Origin of the sequence: Helicobacter burdigaliensis (genome assembly GCF_003670295.1) — a bacterium.
Classification (GTDB): Bacteria; Campylobacterota; Campylobacteria; order Campylobacterales; family Helicobacteraceae; genus Helicobacter_D; species Helicobacter_D burdigaliensis.
Window position 1 is genome coordinate 135199 of the sequence record NZ_QXJG01000002.1, and the last position, 12333, is coordinate 147531.

Annotated in this window: 9 protein-coding genes; all 9 read left to right on the forward strand. The window is 33.0% G+C overall.

The features are described from left to right. The first annotated feature begins 2 nt into the window (after nucleotides 1-2). Nucleotides 3-1475: a hypothetical protein gene (locus EBF09_RS02030; protein ID WP_121763479.1), complete on the forward strand. Its 1473-nt coding sequence runs from the start codon at nucleotides 3-5 to the stop codon at nucleotides 1473-1475. A 59-nt stretch (nucleotides 1476-1534) separates the two neighbouring features. Beyond that, nucleotides 1535-3145, forward strand: a complete 1611-nt coding sequence (locus EBF09_RS02035; protein WP_232817622.1) for a DEAD/DEAH box helicase — start codon at nucleotides 1535-1537, stop codon at nucleotides 3143-3145. Further along, nucleotides 3145-4272, forward strand: a complete 1128-nt coding sequence (locus tag EBF09_RS02040) for a succinyldiaminopimelate transaminase (protein ID WP_121763480.1) — start codon at nucleotides 3145-3147, stop codon at nucleotides 4270-4272. The genes EBF09_RS02035 and EBF09_RS02040 overlap by 1 nt, the downstream gene beginning before the upstream one ends. Beyond that, the gene (gene murC / locus EBF09_RS02045) at nucleotides 4263-5597 is read left to right on the forward strand and encodes a UDP-N-acetylmuramate--L-alanine ligase (RefSeq protein ID WP_121763481.1); all 1335 of its coding nucleotides are present in this window, start codon (nucleotides 4263-4265) and stop codon (nucleotides 5595-5597) included. Before EBF09_RS02040 ends, murC begins: the two co-directional genes overlap by 10 nt. Further along, nucleotides 5598-5951, forward strand: coding sequence for a hypothetical protein (locus EBF09_RS02050; protein WP_121763482.1), 354 nt, complete (start codon nucleotides 5598-5600; stop codon nucleotides 5949-5951). After that, entirely contained in the window at nucleotides 5944-8154 is a 2211-nt protein-coding gene (locus EBF09_RS02055) for an endonuclease MutS2 (protein ID WP_121763483.1), read from the forward strand. The genes EBF09_RS02050 and EBF09_RS02055 overlap by 8 nt, the downstream gene beginning before the upstream one ends. Nucleotides 8155-8374: 220 nt before the next feature. Then, a complete protein-coding gene (locus EBF09_RS02060) occupies nucleotides 8375-9664 on the forward strand; it encodes an aromatic amino acid transport family protein (RefSeq protein ID WP_121763484.1) in 1290 nt (429 codons plus the stop codon). A gap of 104 nt (nucleotides 9665-9768) precedes the next feature. Continuing rightward, a complete protein-coding gene (gene speA, locus EBF09_RS02065) occupies nucleotides 9769-11622 on the forward strand; it encodes an arginine decarboxylase (protein ID WP_121763485.1) in 1854 nt (617 codons plus the stop codon). Beyond that, nucleotides 11619-12320 (forward strand): serine O-acetyltransferase, encoded by a 702-nt coding sequence (cysE, locus tag EBF09_RS02070; RefSeq protein ID WP_121763486.1) that lies wholly within the window; start codon nucleotides 11619-11621, stop codon nucleotides 12318-12320. Before speA ends, cysE begins: the two co-directional genes overlap by 4 nt. Nucleotides 12321-12333: the final 13 nt, after the last annotated feature.

Sequence of the window (12333 nt, forward strand, 5' to 3'; positions counted from 1 at the left end):
TTATGCATGGCAAGATTGTTAGATATTTAAATAGCAATGGAAAAGGTGTTGTGATTAATGTTTCTAAAATGCTATTTGAATTTACCAAAGAAACTTGGCATGATAAGAAAGTTATTCCTATGGTGGGAATGTTTGTGGAGTTTCGTTGCAATGACAATCATCAAATTACAGATTGTAGGGTTTCAAAGTTTCAAGAATTTAGTAAAAATAGTTTGTTAAAAGAAAGTAATTTCTGGCATAGCGAGAGTGATGAGGAGCTAGAAACTTTAGAATCTAATTTGCGTGATGCAAGGGTGCAACAAATTTATAAAAGCACAAATTATGATACGCTAAATTCTCTCCCACTCACAATAAAAATTACAGAGGCAATTAAGAAGTATTTTTATCAAGAGTTTTTAGCGATTAGTTTTTTAAATGATTTACGCTTTGAGAGTTTGCAAGTTTTGCTAGATTTCTTTTTAGTAAAGCGTTTTGTTTTTAAGGTTTTAGATACTTTGTTGTTTAATGATAAGACGATTGCAAAAGATGATTTTGTAGAGGAGCTTAGTGTGATTACTAGGCTTGAAACTTCTTTTAACGATATATCACGCAACCAAAATATCCGTATAGAGCAGATTTTTGAAAAATATTTTTTGCAAGAACAAAGTCATTTTCAAGCCTTAAAATCCGCTATTGAAAATACAAAAGACACATTAAAAATGTATGATAAAAGGATAGCTAGCCATAAAAGTGAATTGTTGATTTTAACAAGAAGATTGCAAAGCGATCCTAAAAATTCTGATTCTTTAAAAAAGAAAGAAAAAATTACAAAAGAATTAGAAGAGTTAAAAGGAGAAATACAAAAGCTAGATGCAAGATATGTGCGTTTAGATTCTATGCAAAGAAGATTTTATGAGCATTATTTTCAGTCTTTTGAATATTTATTTTTTAAAACACATAAAATGTTGCAAAAAAAGATTAAAAATGGCTTAGATATTTGTGCGACTATCTTAGATGATAAAATTTATCATAAATCTTTGAAATCCACAGCGATGAAAAATTGTTATTTTAAATATCCAGAAAATGAAAAACCTCCCATTGCTACGAGCTTTATGTATCAATATTTAGAAAGGCTTAATAAAGATAGGCTCAATGAAAGTGATAAAAAGTTGTATTTGTATTCACAAAAGTTGGATAAAGACTATAAAAAGTTTTTTTTAGTTGTAAGTTCTGATGAAAAAAGTGCAATGGAGCTTAAAATGCAGATTTTAGAGCAAAATAAATTTAACTGCGTGAAAGTGGCTTCTAAGCAGATTTTATTTTTAGGAATGGTGAGAGATATAGAGTTTTGCGAAATCTATATGGATGTAGCACATATTTGGGAAAGCCCCCAAAAGCTTATTGAAGAGATAAAATCTTTCAAGGTTAATCAAAACACTCCTATAAAAACAATCACAAATTTACAAAAAGTTAATAGATTTGGTTTTAGTGAGTAGGTGAAGTTTTAAAGAGTATGATATAATTTTAAACAATTTACAAATAAAGTTTTAACAATATGAGAAATCAAGTAAAAAAAACAAGACAAAAACAGCAAGATACTTTGCAAGAAGTTTTAGGAAATGAGAACGGATTTTTAGAATTCGGACTTAAAAAGAATATTTTAAAAGGTATTAAGGAGGCTGGTTTTAGTGAGCCAAGCCCTATACAAAAAGAGGCAATTCCACTGATTTTAGGTGGATTAGATGTGATCGCACAAGCTCAAACAGGCACGGGCAAAACAGCAGCCTTTGCACTGCCACTAGTGAATAATCTAAAACACAATGGGAAAATTGAAGCTTTAGTTTTAACACCCACAAGAGAACTTGCTATGCAAGTAAGTGATGAGATTTTTAAACTAGGAAAATACAATAAAGTCAAAACAATTTCTTTGGTGGGAGGACAGCCTATTAGGCGTCAAATGGAGCTTTTATCTAAAAAGCCTCAAGTTGTTATTGCAACTCCGGGTAGATTATTAGATCATCTAAGAAACGATAGATTAGAGAACTTTTATCCTAGTGTGGTGGTTTTAGATGAATCAGATGAAATGCTAGATATGGGATTTTTAGATGATATTGAAGAGATTTTTACTTATTTAGAAAATGATCGCCAAACTCTTTTATTTTCAGCGACGATGCCAACTCCCATTAAGCATCTAGCCCAAAAGATTCTAAATAGTCCAAAGCTTATTAAAATCACACAAGAGGATAGCACAAACCAAGATATCACGCAACGCTACTATATCATCAATGAAGCAGAGCGAGAAGATGCGATTATGCGTTTGATTGATAGTGAAATGCCTACTAAAGCGATTATTTTTACGCGTATGAAAAAAGAAGCAGATATTTTAGCAGATAGGCTAAAAGAGCATGGTTATAAGGCAGCAGCTTTGCATGGAGATATGGAGCAAAGAGAGCGTATGCAGTCTATGAGGGCTTTTAAAAATTCTAGCGTGAATATTTTAGTGGCAACAGATATTGCAGCAAGAGGGCTTGATATTAGTGGCGTTAGCCATGTTTTTAATTTTCACATTCCACTTAATCCAGAATCTTATGTGCATAGGATAGGAAGAACAGGGAGAGCAGGTAAAAAGGGAATAGCTATTACACTTGCAACACCGCTAGAGTTCAAAGAAATAAGACGCATTAAAGAAAACACAAAAGCTACCATAGAGCTTTATGAGATTCCAAACTTAGAAGATACTCTTAGTAAAAAAGATACTTTTTGGCTAGAGAAAATCTTAAAGCACCCAATTAGCGATGAGGCTTTAAGAGTGTATGAGCAAATTAGAGGCAATGCAGATATGACACAACTTGTTTGTAAGCTTCTTTCTATGGTGCTAAAAGAACAAGGGGTTATGGGGCCAAATAAGATTGGATTAGACAAAAAAGATTTAAATGCTTTTAAAAGAGAGCTTGAAGCAGAACCTATCAAAAAAACAAAGAGAGGAAATAAAGGACAAAGAATAGAGGTAAAATCCAAAGAAAAGAGGATGAATAGACAAAATAAACAAAAAACTAGAGAGGATTTTAGGGGGAAAGTTCCTAAAAATAAGAGTAAAAGAGGAAGCACAAAACAGATAGAAACCAACAAAAAAATGCGCAATAAATCTACAAAAAGGAGAGGATAATGGAGTTTCAACCTTACCCTTTTGAAAAACTTCAAGAGCTTATTAAAGATATAGGAATAAATAAAGATACAATAAAGCTAACCATAGGAGAGCCTCAATTTGCTACTCCTGCTTTTGTTACACAAGCATTAAAAGAAAATGTAGAACTTTTAAATAAATACCCAAAAACAGCAGGAGAAGAAGAGCTAAATAGCACAATAAGAGAGTTTGTAAAAAAGCGTTTTAATGTGGAATTGCAAAAAAATGAGCTTCTTTCAACTTTTGGGACAAGAGAGGTTTTGTTTAATTTTCCGCAATTTTTTCTTTTTTCTAAAGAAAATCACACTCTAGCACACCCAAACCCTTTTTATCAGATTTATGAGGGTGCAGCGATTGCTTCGCGCGCTAAAAGCATTTATATGAATCTCATAGAAGAAAATGGCTTTAAACCTGCTTTAAGCAAAGAGCAAATGCAAAAATGTGATTTAGTCATTTTAAACTCTCCAAACAATCCAACAGGAGCTACTTTAAGCTTAGAAGAATTAAAGCAGTGGGTAGAAAATGCACTAGAATTTGATTTTTTACTTTTAAATGATGAATGTTATAGTGAGATTTATTCTAAGGCTAAGCCAAGCTCTATCTTAGAAGCTTCTTTAGCAGTGGGTAATAAAGAGTTTAAAAACATTTTAGCGCTTAATTCTATTTCTAAGCGTTCTAATGCACCGGGTTTAAGGAGTGGATTTATCGCAGGAGATAGCAAGATTTTAAGTGTTTATGCAACTTATCGCACTTATATTGGTTGTGCTTCTCCACTTCCTTTGCAAAAAGCAGCGATTAAAGCTTGGGGGGATTTAGCACATCCACAGATTGCACGCGATGAATATGCTAAAAATTTATCTTTAGCAAAAGAGATTCTAGGCATAGAAGTTCCTAGTGAAACTTTTTATGTATGGCTTAAAGTAGAAGATGATTTAGAATTTACAAAAAAGCTTTTAAAAGAGCAAAATATTTTGGTTTTGCCGGGTAGTTTTCTCTCACGCACAGATGAAAATGGAGTAAATCCAGGGAAAAATTATGTAAGATTAGCACTTGTCTATAAAGAAGAAAAAATCAAAAAAGCATTGATGGGGATTAAACATTGTCTATAAAAGATTATAAAAAGATACATTTTATTGGAATAGGTGGGATTGGGATTTCAGCCATTGCAAAGTTTTTAAAAGCACAAGGTTTTATTGTAAGTGGTTCAGATTGTGCAGAAGGAAGTATGACAAAAGAGCTTAAAAGCTTGGGAATTGCTATTAATATCCCGCATAATGCCAGTGTGATAAAGGATTTTGATTTAGTGGTGCATTCAGCTATTATCAAAGAAGACAATGTTGAGATAAAAGAGGCAAAAGCACAAAAAATCCCAGTCCTCTCACGCAAAGAAATGTTGCCTCTTATTTTGCAAGATAAGAAAGTCTATGCCATAGCAGGAGCACATGGGAAAAGCACTACTACCGCAATTTTAAGTGCTATTTTGCAAGATTTTAGTGCTTTAATTGGAGCAGAGAGTAAAGAGTTTAAATCAAACACTAGAGCTTTAAGTGGTGATGGAGTGGTGTTTGAAGCAGATGAATCAGATAAAAGCTTTTTAGAATGCAATCCTGCTTGTGCGATAGTTACAAATGCAGAGCCAGAACATATGGAAACTTATGGGCATAATTTAGAAGAGTTTTATAAGGCTTATTATGAATTTTTGAAAATGGCTAAAACTAGAATTGTAAATGCAGAGGATAAGTTTTTAGATTCTTTAAATTTGGAGGCAATTAAGCTCTATCCTAGCAAAGATATTAGCGAAGTAGAGTATTTTTTACAAGAGGGTGAGCCTAGAATGCGTTTTAGACTACAAAATGGAGGGCGTGATTTTGGTAAGTTTGAAGTCTATGGGCTTGGAAGGCATATTTTAATAGATGCTGCTTTGGCGATTTTAAGTGTGGTGGATATTTTAGATTTAGAGAGGATTAAAAATAATCTAAAAAAATACAAGGGTATCAAAAAGCGTTTTGATATTTTAGCGAGTAAAGATTGCATTATTATTGATGATTATGCACATCATCCAACAGAGATTAAAGCCACACTAGAAGCTTTGTGGAAGTATAAAGAGCTAGTGGGTGGAGGAGAGGTGCAGGCTATTTGGCAGCCTCATAAATATTCTAGAATCTTGGATAATTTAGAAGAGTTTGTAGAATGTTTTAAGGGAGTGAGTAAGCTTATTATCTTGCCTGTGTATTCTGCGGGGGAAAAAAAAGTGGAGATTGATTTTAAAAAGCTTTTTGCTTCTTATAACCCTATTTTTGCTGATTTTATCAAGCGGGATAAAGATAGGCTCATTGTCTATAAAGATGGGAGAGAAATAGAGCTTATTTGCAAAGGGATTGCCATTGGCTTTAATGCAGGGGATTTAACCTATCAATTAAGAGGCGGTATTTAGATGTTTTGGATTATTTTTACTTGTGTTATTGTTGCGCTTATATTGCTTGTTCAGATTTTGGCACGATTAGAGATTATCGATGCAAAATTTAAAATTTGGCTTGGAGTGGTTTTGCTTTTTATAGCTATTGGGATAGCTGTGTTTAATTTTTATCAAGAAAAGGGTGATAAAGAGCTTACCTTTTTAGCACAAAGATTTCTGGAGGGGAGTGTGCTAGAATGCGAGGATAAAGGAGAAGTGATACAAGTAGATAATAAAAAATATAATTTTGTAAGTGGCACAATGACTTTGGTAGATAAAGTAAAAAATATTCAAACGATTTCTTTAAAAAAGTGTAAGATTAAAAATGATTAATCTTATTAAGCAGTTAGATTTAGAGCAGTATTTAAGCGTTTATGAGAGCTTTTTAGCTCGCAAAAAAGATCTTTTTTTGCAAGGGGATAGCAAGATTCATCTAAATTTTATTAATGAGCTAGATAAAATCCCTTTTAATCCCCCACCACCCCTTAAAGAGCTTGATAAAGAATTGCAACTTTTAAAAAAGTTTGGATATTTAAAATTAGATGAAATTTATGAATTTATTAAGATTATTCGTTATTTTAGGTATTTAAAGGGTTTGCGTTTTAGTGGGGCTTTGCTAGAGTGGCTAGAAGCGATTAAAATCCCAGAGGCACTTTTGGAGATTTTAGAAGTTTTTAATCAAGAAGGGGAGATTAGGGAGGGAAAATATTTAGAACTAGATAGCTTAAATGTTGGGATTAGTAAGGTTAAAAGAGAAATAGGAAACCATCTTAGTTCCCTATTAAGCCACAATAAAATTGCTCCTTATTTAGTGGATAGGCAAATCCATTTAGTAAATGATTGTGAATGTTTGCTTCTAAAAGCAGGGTTTAGCCATGTGTTAAAGGGGCAGATAATGCACCGCTCTAATACAGGGTTTTTTTATGTTGTTCCCCAAGGTGTGGCTAGTTTAAAGGATCGTTTAGAGGATTTGCAAAACAAAAAAGAAGAAGAGCTTTTTAGAATTTGTAAGGAATTTTCAAGTATTTTTAATAAGCACTTATTATTTTTAGAATTTATCAATAAAGAATTTGATAGATTTGATTCTTATCAAGCTAGATTATTATTTGCTAAGGCAAAGGATTATGAGTTTCTAGCTCCTAAAGAAAATGAAAATAAAATAATTATAAGAGGCTTTAAGCATCCAGCACTTAAAAAACCAAAACCCATTGATTTAGATTTTGTGGGTGAAATTTTAATGGTTACAGGCGTGAATGCAGGGGGGAAAACCATGCTTTTAAAGTCTGTTCTTAGTGTAGTTTTTTTATCCAAGCATTTAATGCCGATGCCACTATTAGCTAATAAAAGCAGTATAGGGAATTTTAAAGGAATCCATTTAGTGCTAGAAGATCCCCAAAATAGTAAAAATGATATTTCTACTTTTGGTGGGAGAATGTTGCAATTTAAAGAGATTCTAGCACAAAAAAATGTAATCATCGGAGTAGATGAAATAGAGCTAGGAACGGATAGTGATGAGGCCGCAAGTTTGTTTAAAGTGCTTTTAGAAAATCTTTTAACAAGGCAAAATAAAATTATCATCACTACGCATCATAAAAGACTGGCTGCACTTATGGCAAACGATAAAAGGGTGCAACTTTTAGCAGCCCTTTTTGATGAAGAGAGAGAAACGCCAACTTTTAGCTTTTTAGATGGCACGATAGGAAAAAGTTATGCTTTTGAAACAGCGGTGCGTTATGGCATACCAAGAAATCTCGTAAATGAAGCTAGAAAGCTTTATGGAGAGGATAAAGAAAAACTCAATGAACTCATAGAAAATTCTGCTAAGCTAGAAATTAAACTCCAAGAAGAGATTAAAAAAACTGAGCAAAAAAAAGTAAGTCTAGATCAAAAATTGCAAAATTTAAAAGACTTAGAAGAAGAGCTAGATAAAAAATATAAAGCACGCAAAAATGAGTTAGAAAGAATCTATTTTGATGCTATTAATGAAGCCAAAAAAGCAGTAAAAATGCAAGATAGTAAAGAGATTCATAGGAGTATGAATACAGCAAGTAAGATTTTAAAAAATCTACAAATAGAGAAAAAAAGCACTCAAGAAGCAGAAAAAAGGAGCTTTAAAGTAGGGGAGAGAGTAAAATATCTTTCTCAAAAAGGTGTGATTTTAAATTTAAGTAAAGAAAGTGCAAATGTAGAGCTAGATAGTGGTATGAAAATCAAAGTTTTTCTAAAAGATCTTAAAAAAAGTGGCAATGAACCACAGATTAAAAAAGCTTCTTTTAAAGTAGAAAGTCCAAAAAATGTGCAAGTAAAGCTTGATTTGCATGGATTAAGGGCAGAAGAAGCGCTAGAAAAATTAGATGCTTTTATTTCAGATAGTCTTATTGCGGGTTTTGATGAAGTGCTAGTTTATCATGGGATAGGCACAGGAAGGCTATCTAGCGTGGTAAGAGATTTTTTAGAAACGCACCCTAAAGTATTGGAGTTTATCGATGCTCCTCCACAAATGGGTGGATTTGGTGCGAAAATTATTAAACTTTAAAGGGGAACAGATGAAAAAAGCATTTGTATTGGTTGGTATTGTGTTGGCACTTTTTGTAGCAAGTGGTTGTGAAAAGGCAGATTATCAGCACCCAGCACAAAGAAGTGGTGCAGTTAAATAGTCTCCTTTTTGGAGACTTAAACTTTAATTTAGCTAAGAATTTTTAAAATATAGACGAAATAATTAGCTAAACTTAAAGGGATATTTTAAAAGGTAATAAATGAGTTGGAATAGATTTGATACAAGATGGATGTTATCTTTATTTGGCACAGCAGTTGGGGCGGGTATTTTGTATTTGCCTATTAAAGCAGGAGTTGGAGGCTTTTGGCCTATAATTGTGATGAGTATTATCATTTTTCCTATGGTGTATTTAAGCCATAGAGCACTTAGTCGTTTTGTGGCACAAGCTAGGGGTAGGGATAAAGACATTACCCATGCAACAGAGGATTATTTTGGCAAAAAGATAGGGATTTTCATTTCTATTTTGTATTTTTGTGCGATTTTTCCTATATGTCTAGCCTATTGTGTGGGGATTACAAACACTTTTGAGAGCTTTATCTTAAATCAAATTTTACCCCATATGGATTTTTATCAGAATCTAAAAGGCGTGGCATATCAAGTAGATAGCAACAATATAGCTTCTTTGTTGCCCTTTTTTAGGGCTTTACTTGCATTTGTTTTGGTGAGCGTTTTTATGGGTGTGATGTTTTTAAGCGAAGAAGTTATCACAAGAGTGTGCGAGTGGCTAGTGTATCCATTATGTGCGGTTTTATTTTTATTTTCTTTATATTTAATCCCTTATTGGAGACTTGAAAGCATTACTTATGTGCCAGAAGCAAAGGAATTTTTAACCATTGTATGGCTTACACTTCCGGTGCTTGTTTTTGCATTTAACCATTCTCCTGCGATTTCTACATTTTCAGTCAGTGTTAAAAGGCATTATGAGGGTAAATTTTTAAGAAAAACAAATCAGATACTTTTTAATACTTCTGTAATGTTGCTCTTTTTTGTAATGTTTTTTGTGATTTCGTGCACATTAGCATTAGATTTAAATGAGTTTGCACAAGCAAGAGAGCAAAATATTCCTATCCTTTCTTATTTTGCAAACAAAATTAATAATCCTATTATTGCTTATGGGGGACCTTTGGTTGCGTTTTTAGCGATTACAAGTTCCTTTTTTGGGCATTATTTTGGTGCAAGAGAGGGAGCATATGGGATTGTTAGAAAAAGTGCAACTTTAATGGGTAAAACTCCCAATATGCCTTTGGTTAAAAAAGTATCTAATATTGTGATGTATGTAATTATGGTGGTTGTTGCGTATTTAAATCCAAGTGTGTTAGATTTTATTGAAAAGCTTGGAGGGCCTATTATTGCAGCGATTTTATTTTTAATGCCAGTGATTTCTTTTTATATTGTTTCAAGGCTTAAAAAATATCAAAATTTAGCATTAGATGCATTTGTGTTTATCACAGGAGTTTTAACAATTATTACCGTGATTTATAGTTTTTAGACTTTAAAGAGGGCTTAACTTATTGTTAAAAGCCCTTTAAATTTATCCATATTTTTTATAACTTATGCTATTATTTTTTATTAAAAAATAGCAAGGTTAAGAATATGGTAGATTATGGTATTAATTATTGGGCAGGCGATGATTTTATCATTGAAGATGGACAAGTAAAGGTGAATTATAAAAGTAAGCCTGCTCTTATTGATATTGTGAAAAAGGTAAGAGAAGAGGGCTATAGAGGTCCTTTGCTGATTAGATTTCCTCATTTAATCAAAAAGCAAGTAGAAAAAATCTTTCAAAATTTTGAAAATTCCATTAAAGAGCACCATTATAAAGGTAGATTTAAAGCTGTTTTTCCACTTAAAGTGAATCATTATCCTAATTTTGTGCTTCCTTTAGTGGAGCTTATGGAGCATAGATGCTATGGGCTAGAGGCAGGAAGTAAGTCAGAACTTATAGTAGCCATGGCTTATACAAATGAAAATTCCCCCATTACCGTAAATGGTTTTAAAGATAAGGAGATGATTTCTCTAGGTTTTATTGCGGCTAAAATGGGGCATGATATTACTTTAACCATTGAAGGATTAAATGAGCTTGAAACGATTATAGAAGTTGCAAAATCTATGGGTAAGCCCTATCCTAACATAGGACTTAGAATAAGGCTTCATAGCACAGGTGTTGGAATATGGGCTAAAAGTGGGGGGATTAATTCTAAGTTCGGACTTACTGCAACTGAACTAGTAGAAGCCATCAATCTTTTGCAAAAAAATGAGCTTCTTTCTCAATTTACAATGATACATTTTCATATTGGTAGTCAAATTAGTGATATTGCTCCTTTAAAAAAGGCTTTAAGAGAAGCGGGGAATATTTATGCAGAGTTGCGTAAAATGGGAGCTAAGAATCTAAGTGCAGTGAATATTGGTGGTGGTTTAGCAGTAGAATACACCCAGCATGAAAACCATCAAAATAGAAATTATACTTTAGCAGAGTTTAGCGGGAATGTTGTCTTTACGCTTAAAGAAATTGCTAAAAACAAAAAAGAAAGAGAACCCGATATTTTTATAGAATCAGGGCGTTATGTTTCAGCAAACCATGCTACGCTTATTGCACCTGTTTTAGAACTTTTCTCTCAAGAATATGATGAAAAAAACTTGCATTTAAAAGACAAAAATCCTCCTTTAGTAGAAGAATTGCTAGATTTGTATAATACCATTAATGAACGCTATGCGATAGAGTATTTACATGATAGCCTAGAACATATGGAATCGCTTCTTACACTTTTTGATTTAGGTTATATTGATTTACAAGATCGCTCCAATACAGAAGTTTTGGTGCATTTAATCATTAAAAAAGTGATTAAGATTTTAAAGCATAAAAACCATAAAGATATTATTAGAATCCAAGATCAAGTGCAAGAGAGATATTTGCTAAATTGTAGCTTTTTCCAAAGTTTGCCAGATTATTGGGGGCTAGAGCAGAATTTTCCTGTGATTCCGCTAGATAGGCTAAATAAACGCCCAACGCGTAGTGCGAGTTTGTGGGATATTACTTGTGATAGTGATGGCGAGATTGGATTTAATAAAAATTTCCCCCTCTTTTTGCATGATATTGATGTAAATAAAGAAGAATATTTTTTAGGCTTCTTTTTAGTGGGGGCTTATCAAGAAGTGCTTGGAATGCGACATAATCTTTTCACACACCCCACAGAACTAAGTGTTGTTTTTGATGAAGAGGGGGGATATGAGATTGCAAATATGTTAGAAGCTCAAACAATTTTAGATGTTTTAGATGATCTAGATTATGATACCAAAGAGATAGAAAGGCGTCTAAAGCAAAAGCTAGAAGATAGTGAGAAAATTGCTGAAGATTCTAAGAAAGAAGTTTTAGGGCAACTTTATGTAATGCTAAGTGAAAATGGTTATCTAAGAACTGTGTTTAAAAGTGAAGGAGAAATGGTGTGATCTATGCAAAAAGCCTTTTTGGCACTATCAAAGAGGATTTTCAAACCATTTTAGATAAAGATCCAGCAATTAAGTCTAAAATAGAGCTTTTTTTTAATTATCCAGGGCTTATTGCCATAGTGCATTATAGGATTGCACATAGATTGCATAAAAAGGGCTTTAAGGTTTTAGCTAGAATCTTAATGGGATTTACGCAGTGGATTACAAATGTGGATATTCACCCAGCAGCACAAATTGGACATAGGGTATTTATAGATCATGGAATTGGTGTGGTGATAGGGGAAACAGCAATTGTAGGAAATGAAGTTACTATTTATCAAGGTGTGAGCTTAGGGGGGGTTAGCCTTATGCAAAAAAAACGCCACCCAACCATTGAAGATAATGTGATTATTGGTGCGGGAGCTAAGATTTTAGGGGATATTGTTATAGGAGAAAACTCTAAGGTAGGAGCAAATTCTGTGGTGATTAAATCAGTTCCACCCAATTCCACTGCGGTTGGGATTCCTGCTAAGACGATTATTAAAGGTAGGAGTAATGATTTAAACAAGATTCCAGATATTCATTATCAACTTTTTAGCTATCTTTTAAAGCGTGTGGAGCTTTTACAAAAAAATTGCAAAGATAGCACTATGCAAAAACAGATTAATGAACTAGATACTTTTTATAAAGAGTTTTTAAAGACAATGAAAGGCAATTAGAAAGTTTTAAGCC

Coding starts and splice junctions, on each gene's coding strand:
- EBF09_RS02030 (WP_121763479.1), top strand. CDS start 3: ATGCATGGCAAGATTGTTAGATATTTAAATAGCAATGGAAAAGGTGTT.
- EBF09_RS02035 (WP_232817622.1), top strand. CDS start 1,535: ATGAGAAATCAAGTAAAAAAAACAAGACAAAAACAGCAAGATACTTTG.
- EBF09_RS02040 (WP_121763480.1), top strand. CDS start 3,145: ATGGAGTTTCAACCTTACCCTTTTGAAAAACTTCAAGAGCTTATTAAA.
- EBF09_RS02050 (WP_121763482.1), top strand. CDS start 5,598: ATGTTTTGGATTATTTTTACTTGTGTTATTGTTGCGCTTATATTGCTT.
- EBF09_RS02055 (WP_121763483.1), top strand. CDS start 5,944: ATGATTAATCTTATTAAGCAGTTAGATTTAGAGCAGTATTTAAGCGTT.
- EBF09_RS02060 (WP_121763484.1), top strand. CDS start 8,375: ATGAGTTGGAATAGATTTGATACAAGATGGATGTTATCTTTATTTGGC.
- speA (WP_121763485.1), top strand. CDS start 9,769: ATGGTAGATTATGGTATTAATTATTGGGCAGGCGATGATTTTATCATT.